Origin of the sequence: Chryseobacterium vietnamense, assembly GCF_031454475.1 — a bacterium.
In the GTDB taxonomy this organism is placed as follows: Bacteria; Bacteroidota; Bacteroidia; order Flavobacteriales; family Weeksellaceae; genus Chryseobacterium; species Chryseobacterium vietnamense.
Genome location: NZ_JAVDQX010000008.1, coordinates 1 through 16227 on the forward strand (window position 1 = coordinate 1; position 16227 = coordinate 16227).

The 16227-nt window shown below is 36.4% G+C and carries 13 protein-coding genes; 6 read left to right on the forward strand and 7 right to left on the reverse strand.

Annotation, left to right across the window (positions count from 1 at the left end):
* Positions 1–717: 717 nt before the first annotated feature.
* Complete coding sequence (locus tag J2786_RS21525) at positions 718–1764, reverse strand: PA0069 family radical SAM protein (RefSeq protein WP_047426216.1); 1047 nt, start codon at positions 1762–1764, stop codon at positions 718–720.
* 123 nt (positions 1765–1887) lie between these two features.
* On the reverse strand, positions 1888–2082 hold the full coding sequence (locus tag J2786_RS21530; RefSeq protein ID WP_047426218.1) for a hypothetical protein: 195 nt from the start codon (positions 2080–2082) through the stop codon (positions 1888–1890).
* A 174-nt stretch (positions 2083–2256) separates the two neighbouring features.
* On the opposite strand from J2786_RS21530, the gene J2786_RS21535 reads away from it, so the two are divergent.
* Positions 2257–2607, forward strand: coding sequence for a hypothetical protein (locus tag J2786_RS21535; protein ID WP_047426219.1), 351 nt, complete (start codon positions 2257–2259; stop codon positions 2605–2607).
* 105 nt (positions 2608–2712) lie between these two features.
* Here the strand turns inward: J2786_RS21535 and J2786_RS21540 are convergent, their stop codons facing one another.
* The 4 genes from J2786_RS21540 to J2786_RS21555 all read right to left on the reverse strand — a co-directional run bounded on the left by J2786_RS21540 (position 2713) and on the right by J2786_RS21555 (position 9344).
* Positions 2713–5364: a DUF748 domain-containing protein gene (locus J2786_RS21540; RefSeq protein ID WP_310026724.1), complete on the reverse strand. Its 2652-nt coding sequence runs from the start codon at positions 5362–5364 to the stop codon at positions 2713–2715.
* 203 nt (positions 5365–5567) lie between these two features.
* Positions 5568–6314: a T9SS type A sorting domain-containing protein gene (locus J2786_RS21545; RefSeq protein WP_047426223.1), complete on the reverse strand. Its 747-nt coding sequence runs from the start codon at positions 6312–6314 to the stop codon at positions 5568–5570.
* Between the two features lie 57 nt (positions 6315–6371).
* Positions 6372–8246, reverse strand: a complete 1875-nt coding sequence (locus J2786_RS21550; RefSeq protein WP_047426225.1) for a T9SS-dependent choice-of-anchor J family protein — start codon at positions 8244–8246, stop codon at positions 6372–6374.
* A gap of 33 nt (positions 8247–8279) precedes the next feature.
* Positions 8280–9344 (reverse strand): Omp28-related outer membrane protein, encoded by a 1065-nt coding sequence (locus J2786_RS21555; RefSeq protein WP_047426227.1) that lies wholly within the window; start codon positions 9342–9344, stop codon positions 8280–8282.
* 201 nt (positions 9345–9545) lie between these two features.
* Here J2786_RS21555 and J2786_RS21560 point away from each other — a divergent pair, with 201 nt between their 5' ends.
* Genes J2786_RS21560 through J2786_RS21570 form a run of 3 tightly spaced genes read left to right on the forward strand, consistent with a single transcriptional unit; the run spans position 9546 to position 13779 of the window.
* Entirely contained in the window at positions 9546–10031 is a 486-nt protein-coding gene (locus tag J2786_RS21560; protein WP_052186709.1) for a TlpA family protein disulfide reductase, read from the forward strand.
* Between the two features lie 2 nt (positions 10032–10033).
* A complete protein-coding gene (locus J2786_RS21565; RefSeq protein ID WP_047426230.1) occupies positions 10034–11686 on the forward strand; it encodes a DUF6029 family protein in 1653 nt (550 codons plus the stop codon).
* A 29-nt stretch (positions 11687–11715) separates the two neighbouring features.
* Positions 11716–13779 (forward strand): protein-disulfide reductase DsbD family protein, encoded by a 2064-nt coding sequence (locus tag J2786_RS21570; protein ID WP_310026730.1) that lies wholly within the window; start codon positions 11716–11718, stop codon positions 13777–13779.
* 65 nt (positions 13780–13844) lie between these two features.
* Here J2786_RS21570 and J2786_RS21575 read toward each other — a convergent pair whose 3' ends face one another.
* Complete coding sequence (locus J2786_RS21575; protein ID WP_047426234.1) at positions 13845–14642, reverse strand: DUF2797 domain-containing protein; 798 nt, start codon at positions 14640–14642, stop codon at positions 13845–13847.
* Between the two features lie 89 nt (positions 14643–14731).
* On the opposite strand from J2786_RS21575, the gene J2786_RS21580 reads away from it, so the two are divergent.
* Both J2786_RS21580 and J2786_RS21585 read left to right on the forward strand, forming a co-directional pair.
* Positions 14732–15760 carry a GDP-mannose 4,6-dehydratase gene (locus tag J2786_RS21580; protein ID WP_047426235.1) on the forward strand — a complete coding sequence of 343 codons (1029 nt, stop codon included), beginning with the start codon at positions 14732–14734 and terminating at the stop codon, positions 15758–15760.
* Positions 15761–15896: 136 nt separating this feature from the next.
* Positions 15897–16118: a DUF2795 domain-containing protein gene (locus J2786_RS21585; protein ID WP_002662059.1), complete on the forward strand. Its 222-nt coding sequence runs from the start codon at positions 15897–15899 to the stop codon at positions 16116–16118.
* Positions 16119–16227: the final 109 nt, after the last annotated feature.

The window sequence follows — 16227 nt, forward strand, 5'->3', positions numbered from 1 at the left end:
GTGAAAAATTTTAAACATTTGTTTGGGGATCGGGTGAGAGTGTGGGAGGGTTGGAGAGTTTGAGCGTTGGAGAGGGTGAAAATGGATCATTCGGGGGAGTTTCGAGATGCAGGGTGCGGGGTGTGGGCTGCGAGCGGGGTGAGTTTGAGAGTAAGGAGTAAGGATATGATATAGGATGCGGGGAGCGAGATGCGGGGTTTTTAGGGTGACCATTGATCAAAAGAAGGTATATATATTATATAGTAGAGTTTTTTTTAAATTAATAATCTATATATAAGCTTGGGCTAAAGCCGAATTAAGGAATTCCTTTTGATTAAACGGGCTTCCTTCGACGATGCTCAGGATTATAGTCCGTTCCTATTGAATGGTTTTTATTTTTAACCGCGGATGAAACAGATTGACACGGATCATGTTGAATATTTTATTATAGCCTATGTGAACTTGTTTTCATTTGTGCCAACTTATTACTTATTACTTATTACTTATTACTTATATCCTCCCCTCGTCCCCTAGCCCTGATAGTAATGGTTACCCCGCAGCAGGGGTTGGAGGGTTGGAGGGGCTGAGCGTGGGAGTGCGCTGGTGCGAGGAGTAGAAATGGATAGCAGGAAATAGCTCCTGAGAAAGAAAATCATACTATATACATATATAATAAGTGCTGAAAATAGATATTCTTTATACTATAATATAATAGGCAGGTTCATCCGGATGTCATAATCAATCAAATAGTCTTAATTGCTGATCGCGGGTTCCGGTAAAATTAGTGGCTGAAAGTTTTGGAAATTCTTTGCCATCAAAAAACTTCTTTCTGCCGATCTTAAAGGTGGTATGAATCATTTCTGCAATATTCCCTTCTCCCATTTGTCTTTCAAAATATCTTTTATCTCCAAGTTTTCCGCCTCTCATAGAACGGATAAGGTTTAATACTTTCTGCGCCCTGTCCGGAAAATGAGTTTCAATCCAGTTCACAAAAACCGGCTCAACGGTATCATTTAGTCTTACAAGGGTATATCCGAATCCTAAGGCGCCGGCATCCGAAATAGCCTTCAATATATTTAAAGGTTCATCACTATTGAGACCTGGGATAATAGGGGCAACCATTACGTGTACAGGAATTTTGTTTTCAGAAAGAATTTCTACAGCTTTTAATTTATTTTTTGCTGAGCTCGTTCTTGGCTCCATCTTTCTTCTTAATTCTTCGTTAATGGTTGGAATGCTTAGAGAAACAGAAACCAGATTCTGTTCTGCCATTGGTTTTAATATATCGAGATCTCTTAACACCAGTGCATTTTTTGTCAGAATATTGACAGGATGTCTGTAATCAAGACAAAGCTGCAGTAGTTTTCTGGTAATTTCAAATTGTCTTTCGGCCGGCTGATAGCAGTCTGTATTTCCGGACAATAAAATCGGGGCAGCTTGATAGCCTCTTTTTTGAAAAAATTTCTCCAGTAGTTCGGGAGCATTTTTCTTTACCATGATTTTTCTTTCGAAATCAATTCCGGCACTGTAGCCCCAATATTCGTGGGTAGGTCTTGCAAAGCAGTAAGAGCAGCCATGTTCGCATCCCTGATAAGGATTCATGGAATATTCCATTGGAAGATCTTCACTTTTAACCTGATTGACAATAGTTTTGGGAAATACTTCTGTGAAAGAGGTTTTTACCGTCTCGAAATCTTCATCCTCAGGTTCATAGGTATATCTGTCGAAACGATTGACAACGTTCCGCTGAGCTCCCTGACCTTTTATGAAATTTTCGTTTTGCATTCTGTTGTAAAATTAGAATGGAATTTTTATAAAATAATGAGTTTTAACATTAAAGTTTTCCACAAGAAAAATCCAACACTTTCAAAAGCGTTGGATTTAAACATAATTAAATATATTTTTTTACTACTTCAGCGCGAATAATTCTACTCCATGAGTTTCATCATCATTATTTTTTTCATCAAAGTGTCTGTGATAGTCCGAATAGGAATCACTATATTTTTTATCTTTTTTAGTCAAAATTTTTTTAATGCTTATTAAACTCAATACTGCCAAAAGACCAACTCCTCCTGCCAGTAAAACTCCAACTTCTTTTTTCATATTTTCTCTGATTTATTATTGATACCATTGCAAAAAGTATACCTATTTTATTTTTTAAGATTATAATTTTTGTTAACATTAAACTTTATTTTTAGGAAAATTACAATCTGCTATTTTTCTTGCATTTAAGATGGCAATGGTTTAATTATTGTACTTAAAAACAAAAATATTATTATGGAAAATCCAGAAAACATTGACAGAATGACGACCTTGAGCCAAGTGATGAAAACGCTTTCTGAAAGAGGAATACACAGGGAGTTCAGAATGAACGAAAAATGTGAAATGAAGTTTGAAAACTCTGAGAAAGTGTACCAGCCATCTGAACTGATAATTTTAAAAACTTACCGCTTTGAAGGGGACAGTAACCCTGATGATAATGCAGTACTTTATGTGGTAAAGGATAATGCAGGCAACCGTGGAATGATTATAGATTCTTATGGTGCAGACAGCAATTATCCCGGTGAAGAATTTGATAAGTTTTTAAGAGACATCCCTATTCAGGAAAGTGACGAATTCAATTTTTAACAATTTTATCATATTTTAATTTTTTAAACCATTAAGGTTGTTGTAATTAAAAACATTGGGATCCTTATCTCGCAGTCAACAATTCCACCTTAATGGTTTAAAGAATTATTCTACGTTTTTCTCCTTTTTTCTGAACATATTTTTCAGAAAACCTTTCTTTTCTTTTTTCTCAGCTTCGGGCCGGGGAGTTTCTTTTTTATTTTTTATTTCCTGCTTTATTTCTTTTACCGACTGTTTCATTTCTTTTACAGAAGAAACTGCTTCTTTGACTTTCTTTTCCGTTTTTTCGACATTTGCACCAATCAGGGTTTTCTTTAATCCCTGTTCTATTCCTCTCCAGAAAAGATTAAAGAAAGATTTTGTAGGATCACGTTCAACATTTTCTACCGTCACTGCATCAGGGAAGTTTCCTGAGTTTGATTTCAGAAAAACATTAGCTACTACGGTCAGAAATCCTTTTTTCTCATGGTTATTCTTATTGAGAACAGCAATTTTCAGGTCTTTATGCTTAAGATTAAAGGTTCCGTGTAATCCGGCAGGGTTTCCTTTGAAGTTAAAAAGCATTTCCTGGATAGTTCCTGCAGTAGCTGTCACATGAAGATAAGGCCTGATAAAGGGATTGATCCCACTTGCAGGAAGATTGGATGTTTTTCCGGAAATGGCAAATCTATCATTCGGGTCCGCTACATCAAAGTTCCAGTTTACGGAAAGTGGTGAGAGATTCATGAAAGAACAGTTGATTTTTATGTCCACTTTTGTAGGTCTTCCTTTTATTTTAGCAGAATTCAGATTTTTAACGTTCATATTAAAGTTGCTGAAGGTCAGTTTTCCCGGTCCCATACTTTCCGGAGTATCTTCTTCGTATACCAGAACCGAATTTTTCAGATCAAGGTTATGAATGGTCATTGGAATTTTAATAGAACGCAGCATTTTAGAATATAATGCTTTTATTTTTGGGTCATCTTTGGGGATTTTACTTCTGAAAATATTGGCATGTGCGGACTCAATACCTACTTGCGAAGCATTTACCATTTTATTGTGAGAAAACAGGTCCCATTCTCCTTCTGCGGTAATTTGTCCGGCTTCTAAGTCATACAGATCTCTTTCAACGGGTATCATTTTGATAAACTGTGCTCTTGAAACGAGAGGCTTCATGGCAAAACTGGTAATCTGTATCTTATTTTTATTCAGCTTAAGAAGTCCAAGGCTCATGTTGTAAAACGGTGTTTTATAAGCCAGGTTCCTCATGGTAATATAATAGTCTTTCACTTTGAAGGACAGCCCCGGCTGATTAGGCTTAGGAGATAATTCAATATTATTTACCGTTGCATTAAGATCATGGAAAGTCAAAGGCTGTTTTCCTTTATCATAAGTAATGTTTGAGTTTTTTAAAGATGTTTTTCTTATGATGACGGAATTAATAATACCGGGCCCGGCAGATTTATTGGCTGGCTTTTCTCCTGCTCTAAAAGTACCGTTTACATTTTCTATAAGAAGGTCTTTAAGATCAACATTGAGTTTTTTATCAATAAATTCCAGTTTATTGATATTAAAAGCAATATGATTCGTTTTTAAATCTGCTGCTGTCTTTCCTGGTGCAGGATGACCTGACGTCAATACAACGTCCCGGATTTCCCCATTGGCGGGCTTCAGCGCAAAGCTTCTTACTGTGATATTCTGAGCGTTGGAATATTCAATATTCCTGGCTGCAATAGTAAAATCTTTGTATCCTACAGGAATGACCTGCTCGGACGTTTCTTTATTAAACCTCAGCTGATTGATATTCAGCATAAGATTTCCAACGGACAGAAGATTATTTCCATCTGGTTTAGTAACCTTTACTATAGCATTATTAAGCTTTACATTTTTTAAATCAACCTCAAAATTTGATTTTTTTTCAGTTTTTTTAGGTTTTACTCCAGTATTATAGACTTTCAGAACAGGATTCCGGAAGTCTGCATTGGTAAGTGAAACTTTATTTTTGTTTAAAATGACATCGGTAAAATCCATCTTAGGAACCGCAAATTCAAATAATTGGGCTTTTTTAGGATAAAACTTTTTGAACTGAGCGAATGAGAGCAGCGGAGTCAGTCTGAAATTCTCGACTGCCATCTGCCCGTTACTGGTATTGATACTGCTTATAGTGACCGCATACGTGTCATCAGGGCGGAAAAAGAATTTTTCTCCTTTAATACTGTATCTGTCAAAAACGACGGGTAGTTTATCTTCTACAGATTCTTCCGTCATTTGTAAATTTTCTACAAACAGATCCAATTGCTGTACCGATAGAAATTTCTGCTTGGTATGTCTGAAAACAGCAATTTTACCCTCGTTGATCCTTATATTTTCAAATAAAACCGGATTTCTTTTTTTTCCGGTTTTGCGGTCTACAGGCTTTGCAAGAATGACATTTAAAACAGGTTTTGAAAGCAGCAGATCGGATGAGTTGATTCTTTTATTAAAAACAGCATCATAAATCCCGAAACGACTTATTTTTAAGGTATCTACAGTACCCTGCAGTCCAATAACGTCTGTGTTTTGGGGATCTTTACTGTTAACAGAGATTCCCGTTGCTAAAATATTTCCGGTTCCTAAATCCACATCAAGGGCTTTGTAGGAAACCTGATAGTCCGTGTTCTTTTTTATATAGTCCGGAAGCTGGGTTTTAAGCCATATATTTAATCCGAAATTTGCAACGAGAACAAGTCCCACCAGAACCCCGAAAACTATGAGTAAATTTTTAATCCATCTGTTCATTTCCTGATCTTGTTAAATGTAAGTTTAAATATAAGATTATTAAGTGCATATTTTACTTGTTTATACTTCTTAATAGTAAAATAAATATGATTTATCACTTTTAAACAGGAAAATATTTCATTGTAAAACAGCAAAAGACCATCTCAATTTAAGATAGTCTTTTGCCCGCTAAAAAGAAAATTCGTTTATCGAAAATAATTAAATTACTCTTTTACTATTTTTTTTGATAAAGCTTCGCCTCTGCTATTCTTAAAAAAAACAATATAATTACCCTGCTGCAGACGAGAAACATCTATAACATTTTTTCCATTTTTAAGGTTTCCAGCCAAAGCAGTTCGCCCATCAGTGGTATACAGGATATAGGATAAATCTTCTTTGGAAGTTATATTGATTACAGATTTGACACGGGTTACATCAATTTCAGCAAAAGACGTCTTGCTTTTTGTCATATCATGTACTCCTAATGTCGCATTAGGATTATATCTGTAGGTAAATGTTACAGGTGTACCATATTCATTATTAAAGTTATCAACCAGATAATATTTTATTATATAGTCCATTGGGAATGTTCCTGAACCAGTGTCTTTGTTCCACATGGTATACCCACCTGAAACTTCAGAATTTGCCGGAACATTGATTGCCGGTTTGGAATTTCCGGGATAAACTGCTCCTAAAATGATAAATGGTAGACATGTATTCTGGTAACAGAACTGAAAATTACTTCCGTCAGCATTGATAATATTCATAACTTTTGATCGAACATTAACAGGGCTGGAAGAGGTATTTTTAATCTTGTAATGTAAAGTTGCGAGGTTTTCATCCACGCTGTTATAAGTAATAACACTTCCGTCATTTATTGGTGTTCCGTCTTCTTTTGCCAATGCAAGCTGCGCTTTCCCATAAAAAGAGATAAAAACGAGCAGAAATATAATGTAATTAATATTTTTCATAATTTTTTAATTTATAAAACCAGGAAGCTGTTATACAGCTTCCCGGATTGTGAGAAATTACTTAATAATTAACTTTTTAGTAACCGGTTCCGCATCTTTTTCTTTGATGGAAACAAGATAAGTTCCTTTTACAAAATCATGTACAGAAATCGGAGTATTAGGCTCTACACCTTCTTTTTCAAGAATTATTCTTCCATTGACATCAAAAATTTTAATGTTCACTTTTCCTTTTCCGTTAATTTTGAAATAGTCTTTTGCAGGATTAGGATATAATGTATGCTCATTATCTGTCTTTTCAGCAGTATGAACTCCTAATGTTGTGCTTATGGCAAAAGGTCCTGCAGCATTTACTATTTCACCGGTTGTACCATCCAATAAAAGCAAAACAACTTTTATTTTATCCAAGTTATATGTGGTTGGAATATCTGCTGTAAATGTATAATTTACAACCTGTCCGTCAGTTATGGTAGCAGGAACAGATCCGGTTTGTCCGGCATATCCACCCAACAGCATTCTGCCTACATGATCATAAACCATATCCGCAGCAGGCACCGGATTGGGCTTACTTTCATATCCACCCATAGGTCCGGCCGCTCCTCCGGCATAATAATTTGCCTGGTTATAGCCTGAAATAGTTCCTTTTACTTCATTTTCTATAACAACTGCTGCGAATCTGAAGTTAGCATTTGTAAAGTTAGTTCTGAAAACAGCAGATGCATTGAATGTTAAGGATCTTCCTGCCAGGGAAGATGTTGCATTTAGTGCAACTGGGACAATCAGTGATTTTCTTGCATTAATAAACTCAGAAAAGTCAGGACCAACACTCAACTTCAGAAGGCTTCTGTCCACATTCATTCCCGGAAAGCTGTTAAAGCTTGCTCCTGTATTATATGCAGCCAAAGTCATTGGATCATTATTATGTACGGCAATTCCTATAAAATCATTAGGAAAACTATTTTCAGCATTATGCATTCCTACCGCTCCTCTTGGACACCAGCCGCACCATGTTCCCGTCCCTTCTTCAATCACTACTTTTTTAGGTGAATTCTGGCTTACACTTATAAACTGGGTTGACAATGTATTGTCTGCGGGAGTAGAATCCGCTGCTCCATTGACTCCGGTAACAGAAAATGTAATATTTTTATTTACGACTGTAGGATAATTCACAGCAACCGAATGCGTAATTACTTTTTCCTGTCCGGCTGCTAAAGGCGTAGTTAATGCTATTACAGCAGAATGGTCTGTGCCATCATTCCAGTTCAGCGTTATATTATTAACACTTTGTGCTCCGTTGTTTTTTACAGTTGCTGCGATAAAATAATCTGTATTGATTACTCCATAACGGGTTAAGGAAATGTTTTTCAGTGCAACATCATTGTTATTTAATGTTTTTACAACAACATTATCCATCCCAATTAACCAAAAAGGGGTAGAATCATAATGCCTGAAGGATACATATACCTGCTGTCCTATAAAAGACGAAAGGTCAATAGTTTTTGTTTGAACCCCGGCATAAGAAGGGCTTTCAGTATAAACCGGAGTAGAAGCTGTAATGGCCGTCGGATTATTGGTTGTAGTAATATAAACAGAGTATTTTTCTGGTGTTCCTGAATTTTGAGGATGTGTCATGACATCATACAACAGGAAAACATTGGAAGCAGTAACCGTACTCAAATCGATTAATGGAGAAGTAAGCAAGTCATTGGGTGTAAGTGCCTGTCCGCTTTTATAAGAATATGAAACCATAGTTCCCGAACCGAGATTGGGATATATACCGGAAGCATTTCCATTAAACCACTGATTCCCATCACCGTCGATATCCGTGCTCACCCATCCGTTGAGCCCGGCAGTATTAAAATCCTGACTGTAATAAGTCTGTGAATAGTATATCCCGAACATCAGGATACACATCGTGAATAAAATCTTTTTCATTTGTTTGATAATTTAAGTTAGTAAATAATAATTTTATAAAAATTCATAGGTGTTGGTTATGCCTATCTTTTCTTCTCTTACATTCAACACATTTCCTTTTCCATCCATTACCATCACAATAATTTTAAGGTGGTCCCGCTGGTATGCTGAAGGAATAGTATATTGAAATGTTCTTGAATATTCGTTGGAAATCCCGGTCTGTGAATCCGGAATGTTTTCTCCCGCAACCGATGACGTCAGCTTGTCCCGTAAAACATTATGGTGAACATAATCGTAAATTGTAGCAGGACCCAAAGCTGGAACATAATTCTTTTGTTTACCTACCAGCTCGTCTTCTACAATAAACGCAGCCATTGTAAGTCCTGAAAAATTTTGGGCAAAAGAAATCCGGGCATCAACATTCAGGGTATTGCCAGACACATCAGAGCCTATTTTTATCCCAATTTTACTGAAGGCTTTTAACTGAGACAACGGTAACGACATATCAGTATAATTTTCACTATCGTCCCACATTATATTTCTGTTAATGAACATAGTGGGCCAGCCAAGGTCTGATCCCGTAACATTTTTGAAAATTTCAGTTTCAGTACTTACAGCATTTGACCAGGGATCCTGGCCGCTCGGACCATGGATTCCCATAAAGACAAAGCCATCATCCGTCTGCAGTTTCAGATTTTTGGCTCTGGCACCCGCACGGGTACAGTTTCCACACCATGTGCCAGTAAAATCCTCATATAAAATTCTATGTTTAAAATTAACGCCGTCATTGATGACAGCATTTACAGAGATGGGATTTACAGGGAGATTTCTGTATTGGGCACGAATAGTGTACACTCCTTTTTCTAATGGCGTATAGAGATTTCCATTTATCAGCAGATTATTGACATAAATTTCACTTTCTGCAGTAATGTCATTATTGAGATTATCTTTTACCTTGAAAGTAAAGGTTTTTCCCAACAATTTTTCGTTACCTCCTTCTGAAGAAATTGTAAGATAGGTAACCGCATTATCTCCTTCGTCACTCATAGATCCTTTACAGGAAGCCAGTAACAAAAAAAATAAAATCACACAATTTTGAAATAATAACTTTTTTTTCATTTTAATTTGAAATTTTTAATGTGTTATTTTAAAAAATGAAGCTTTACGTGTGCGATGTTAATGAATAAGTTGAAAATTTAAACATTAACATTTTGATAAAATCAATGATTTCAACAAATACATGAATAATTCGCATTAAATCTACACAATTTATTATATATTAGCCAACAAAATAAATGTTTAATTATTAAAAACAATATCATGTCAAAAATAATCTTATCAGCAATCTTATTTTTTTTAGTAAGTTTTTGTTACGCTCAGGACCTTCCCAATATTTCAGTAAACACATTGTCTGGCGATAGAATCAATTTTTCTAAAATAGATTCCTCTAATCCGGTGATTGTCAGTTTTTGGGCTACTTGGTGTCTGCCCTGTATGGAAGAACTTACTGCAATTAATGACAAGTATGAAGACTGGCAGAAAGAAAGCAACTTTACCTTATTGGCAACCGCTACAGATGATGCCCGTACGGTATCGAAAGTAAAAACACTTGTTAAAAGCAAAGGATGGCCTTACACGGTATTACTGGACTCTAATCAAACCCTTAAGAGAGCCTTAAACATTAACAGTATTCCCCACGTCATAATCATTCATAAGGGTAAAGTTGTATATTCACATATAGGCTATTCTCCCGGAGATGAAGATGAACTGATCAAAAAGATTAAAGAATACAATACCGCCCATTAATTATGCAAAAGAAATTATTATATGGTGCCGCTTTTTTGTGCAGTGTCAATCTTTTCAGCCAACTTTCTGTAAATCTGGAATCCAATTCACAATATTATATTGATGACGGCAAAGTAAAACTCTCCGATGCTGAAAAAGACCGGAGATTCAGATCAAATAACTACCTGAATGTCAACTATAAATTAAAAAACTTCACCGCAGGGGCACAGCTTGAAGCATATGAACCAAAAGCCTTACTTAATTATTCCCCGGTTCTGAATAAAACCAACCTGGGCACTTATTTTATAAACTATAATAATGAAAAGGCGGGAATAGATGTCACATTAGGTCATTTTTATGAACAGTTCGGCAGCGGCTTAGCTCTACGTGTATGGGAAGATAAGCAGCTTGGAATTGCCAATTCCCTGCTGGGAGGAAAAATAAAATATACTGATCCCAGCCAAACCGTCATTCTAAAAGCATTAATAGGTAAACAGAGATTAGGATTTCATCTTTCAGACGGACTGATAACAGGACTGGACACCGAACTGAAACTGGATAATATGATAAAGGCGAAAGATCTTCACACAAGTATCGGATTCAGCTATGTTAATAAATATGAAGATAATGGAGAAAACACCAAGTTCCCTAAAAATGTCAGCATCTATTCGTCCAGAATGAAAATGGAGCATTCTAATTTTACAATGGAATTGGAATATCTTTACAAAACCAGAGATAATATCAAGCAGGTAAACTCATTGGATCCGAATAATACATTTTCAGGCAATGCTTTTCTGCTTAACCTTTCTTATGCTACAGACCGCTTTGGAATCATTGCCGGACTGAGAAGACTGGAAAACTTTAACTTTTACTCACAACGAGACCAAATCGGAAACATTTATCATAATTCCGTTCTGAATTATATTCCTTCACTCACCAAACAATATGATTATAGCCTGGCCAATATTTATGTGTATCAGGCACAACCAAGACTGTCTTTTCTTCCTCAAAAGAAGTCAGGAGAAATAGGCTCTCAATTTGACATCTTCTATAAGATAAAAAAAGGAACATTATTGGGCGGAAAATACGGAACAGACCTCTCTCTGAATATTTCAAACTGGTACGGATTGAAAGGAACATACAGATCATACATCAATGATATCCGGGATTACACAACTGATTTCCTTGCATTAGGAGAAAAGTATTATGCAGACCAAAGCCTTGATATCAGAACCAGGCTGAAAGACAAATGGAAAATAGGATTAGTACTTATCAATCAGTACTACAACACCCAAAGAGTTGAAGAAACAAGTGGTGAGGTAAAAGCGCAAACCATCGTTCTCGATAATATTTACAGATTTTCCAAAAGCTCTATGAAACTTGAGCTGCAGCACCAATGGGCAAACGGCTATCATGGAAACTGGGCAGCCGGTCTTTTTGAATATAACTTCAATAAAAACTGGTCGGTTTTCGCAAACGACCTTTATAATTATGGAAATTCTGATAAAGAAAAGCAAATGCATTATTATACCGGAGGTCTGGTTTTCAGAAAAAACAGCACGAGAATTCAGGCTTCTTATGGCAGACAAAGAGGAGGGCTGCTTTGCGTAGGCGGTGTTTGCAGATTTGTTCCTGAGAGTGCCGGCCTTTCTTTGGGTATAAGCACCAGTTATTAAATAAAAGTAATTCAAATTAGTTTAGTAAAATGAAATTTAGAAATTGGTTTTTATTAATTCTACTATTTTTAGCGACAGGAATTAATGCGCAGATAAAAAATCCTGTAAAGTTTAAATTCACCATCAATGATTTGGGAAACAATCAATACGAAGCGGTATTGAATGCTACCATGGAAAGCGGATGGCACATTTACTCTAAAGATTTACCGGAAGATACCGGAATTCCGACGGAGTATAAAGTGACAGGAAAGAATATTGAGTTGATTGGAAAATTTACCGAAGTAGGTAAAAAACATGAAGAATTTTCTGAAGCCTTTGGAGGGACCATTGTATTCTACTCCAATTCTGCCGGATTTAAGCAGAAATTTAAATTAAAAGATCCGACAAAACCTGCAGATGTCACTTCGGAGATCACCTATCAGACTTGTGACGACAGAGTTTGTCTGGCTCCCAATACATTAGAGTTCAGCCAAAAAGTTACCCCAAAAGGTGCAACGGAAGAGGCCGCAACTGAGGAAACCACAGGTCCTGTAAAAGACTCTGTAAAAATTACTGAAACGGTTACTGAAAATCCAGCAAAAACAGAAGCTACGATCACAGAAACTTCAAAACTGGATCCCAAGCAGCTGAAAATTGCAACCATCGATTTCAAAAAACCTTTGACTGATTGCGGTACAGCGTCTACCAAAGTGGATGAAAATTACTGGACATATTTATTCCTTGGATTTATCGGAGGGTTAATTGCCTTGCTTACGCCATGCGTTTTCCCGATGATTCCACTGACGGTTTCTTTCTTTACCAAAGGGAGCAAAAACAAGGCAAAAGGAAAAAGAGATGCACTTATTTACGGTTTTTTCATTCTTCTGATCTTTGTTTTACTAAGTATTCCTTTCCATATTATTGACGGAATTGCCGGAAATATCTTCAACGAGATTTCCACCAGTGTATGGCTGAATATTGCATTCTTTATTATATTCATCTTCTTTGCCGGAAGTTTCTTCGGGTATTATGATATCACGCTGCCAAGTTCTATTGCCAACAAATCTTCTAAGGCAGAAGAGGCAGGAGGAATTATCGGTATTTTCTTCATGGCATTAACGTTGGTTATTGTTTCTTTCTCATGTACAGGACCTATTTTAGGAAGTTTACTGGGAAGTGCCGTGACAGGTTCATCCAATGTTCCTATGCTGCTGACTTTTGCGTTGGCAGGATTCGGGCTGGCATGGGCCATTATTTTTGGGTTGCTGGCATTATTCCCGCAGGCATTACAAAGTCTTCCGAAATCCGGAGGATGGATGAATACGGTAAAAGTAGTTTTAGGATTCGTAGAACTGGCATTGGCATTGAAATTCTTGTCTAAAGCAGATCTTGTTTCCAAAACATTCTTCTTAAAAAGAGAGCTTTTCATTGCCATCTGGATTATTATTGCTTTAGGATTAGCATTGTATTTATTAGGATTCATCAGATTCCCGCATGATGATAAAAAGCCTAAAATCTCTGTCACCAGAAAGATATTGGGGGTATTGGGAATTGGTTTTGTCATTTACCTTATTCAAGGGTTAATCCCATCCGAACGTCCGAAACTTCAATTATTAAGCGGAATTTTACCTCCTCTGAACGTAAGTTATTTCCATGATGAAAAAGACGGAATTTTAGGAATGCATCCGGAACACGACTTCTTCAAAGCAATAGAACTGGCTAAAAAAGAGGATAAACCCATCCTAATTGACTTTACAGGATACGGATGTGAAAACTGTAGAAAAATGGAGGAATTTGTTTGGAGCGAGCCGGACATTCTGCCGATCCTTCAGAATGATGTCGTATTAGCTTCCTTATATGTAGATGACAAAGAAGAACTTCCTGAGGATCAGAAAACCAAAATTGACCTTGGGGACGGACAAATCAAAAAGGTAAAAACAATTGGAGACCGATGGAGCTTATTTCAGCAGGTGAACTTTAACAATAATTCTCAGCCTCACTATGTTTTAATAACTCCTGATGGAAAAGTAATTAACACACCTGTTTCAGGATATATGCCCAAAGAGGATTTCAAAAAATTCCTTGAATGCGGAGTGAGTCATTACACCCGATAAATAAGACCCTACAAACTATTATCTTAGCTCAGAACATATGATATTCCGAGCTAAGATATTTATATTTAATTTTTTATTCCCAGTTCTATCACATATCCTTCGTGCCCTCTTACATTGATAAAGTTTCCTCCTTCAAATCCCAGGTACTGACCTTTAATTCCGGTAAGTCTTCCTGTAAACTCAGGTTTTTTATCTAAAGTAAATGAAGAAACTTTTTCCGGTTTTTCGAAAGGATAATCAAACATCCACAACTCTTCTCCGTCGCTGTAAAATTTCTGGAAATCATCAGGAAAATATTCTTTTATCTTTTGTCGGAAATCCGCAAGGTCTACTTCTCCTTCAAAATCATCCTGCAGCATCTTTCTCCAATTGGTTTTATCTGCCAGATGCTCTTTTAAAGCCACCTCTATCATTCCGGCCTCATAACGGTTTTCTGTTCTGGCAATGGGTAATGCAAAGGTTGCCCCCTGATCAATCCAACGTGTAGGAATCTGTGTATTTCTGGTTACTCCTACCTTTACATCTCCGGTATACGCCAGATAAACGGTGTGTGGTTGCAACTGAATTTGCTTTTCGACCTCCAGATCACGTTCTGCAATATCTAAATGCGCTGTAGAAAGTTCCGGACGGATAATCGTATCACTTGCATAAGGGCTTTCAAAAAAACAGTTTTTGCAGAATCCCATTCTGTAAATCGGCTTATTTTCACCACAATTTACACATTGGAATCCCGTATGTTTTATGCTTAACTCTTTTCCAAACAGCTCATTCATGTGGATCAGATCTCCAGAAAGATTGAGGTAGTATTGGATTGGCCTAGCATCGTAGCTTGTCATCTTTAAAATTTGCCCTTGAAACTGCATATGATATTTATATTACTTTTTTAAGTAAATTTAATGATTATATTTTTCAAAAAGTAAAATTTATATTTTTGTGCTAATAAAAAATACAAATGGTTTATCTTATAACAGGCGGTAGTGGGTTCATCGGTTCCCATTTAGTTGAACAATTATTAAGAAATGGACATTCTGTCATAAACGTTGACAATTTTGATAATTTCTATGACTATCGGGTAAAAATTAAAAATACTTTAGAGTCAATCGGTAAAAATTCGGATTTTGAATTCTCGGATAAAGAGACGGATATTCTACGTTTGGCTTCCCTCACTCATTCTGAACAATATTCCCTCTATTGTCAGGATATACGTGACAAAAAAGGTCTTGAGAACATCTTTAAGAATCATCCTGTTGATATGGTGATTCATCTGGCCGCACTTGCCGGTGTACGCCCTTCTATTGAGCGCCCTCTGGAATATGAAGAAGTAAATGTACGCGGTACCATGAATCTTTGGGAACTGTGTAAGGATTTTAATATTAAAAAATTCGTTTGTGCATCTTCTTCAAGTGTGTATGGAAACAATGAAAAAATTCCCTTTGCAGAAACAGACAATGTAGATAATCCTATCTCTCCTTATGCAGCTACCAAGAAAAGCGCAGAAGTAATAGGGCATGTTTACCATAGTCTATACCATATAGATATGATACAGCTTAGGTTCTTCACCGTATATGGACCGAGACAAAGACCTGACCTTGCGATATACAAGTTTACAAAGCTTATTTCAGAAAATAAGGAAATTCCTTTCTATGGTGACGGCAGTACAGCCAGAGACTATACTTATGTAGATGATATCATTGATGGAATTACCAAATCTATTCTTTATCTGGAAAACAATTCGGGAGTCTATGAAATCATGAATCTGGGTGAAAACCAGGTAATCACTTTGTCTGAAATGGTGGCCACTATTGAAACGGCACTGGGAAAATCTGCCATCAAAAAAATTCTGCCAATGCAGCCGGGAGATGTCACAAAAACGAATGCCGATATTACAAAAGCAAAGGATTTAATAGGGTATAAACCGGCCACAGACTTCCAAAATGGCATAAAAAAATTTGTGGAATGGTTTTTGAGAAAACGACAATAAGTAAATTACTGACACAGCTGCCAGTTAGTTAGTGACAGCTATTTATTAGAAAATATTATAAAAAGAATTGAAAATCAAGTATAAAAAAGTTTATTATACAAGCTATTTTTATACTTTTGCAAAAAATTAGAAAATTATGTACTGGACATTAGAATTAGCTTCATATCTAAGTGACGCACCTTGGCCAATGACAAAAGCAGAGCTTATTGACTACGCAATCAGAACTGGTGCACCTATGGAAGTAGTAGAAAACCTTCAGGCTATTGAGGACGAAGGAGAAATTTATGAATCTATCGAAGAAGTATGGAGTGACTATCCTACTGACGAGGATTTCCTTTGGAACGAGGATGAATATTAATAAAGCGATAAGCTTTAGGCTGCTTGCTTAGAGCTTTTTTGCCCTTTTTATATATTAATTTACACGATAAGTGTTATTTAAAACGCTTAAAGCATTTTGCATTAAGCAT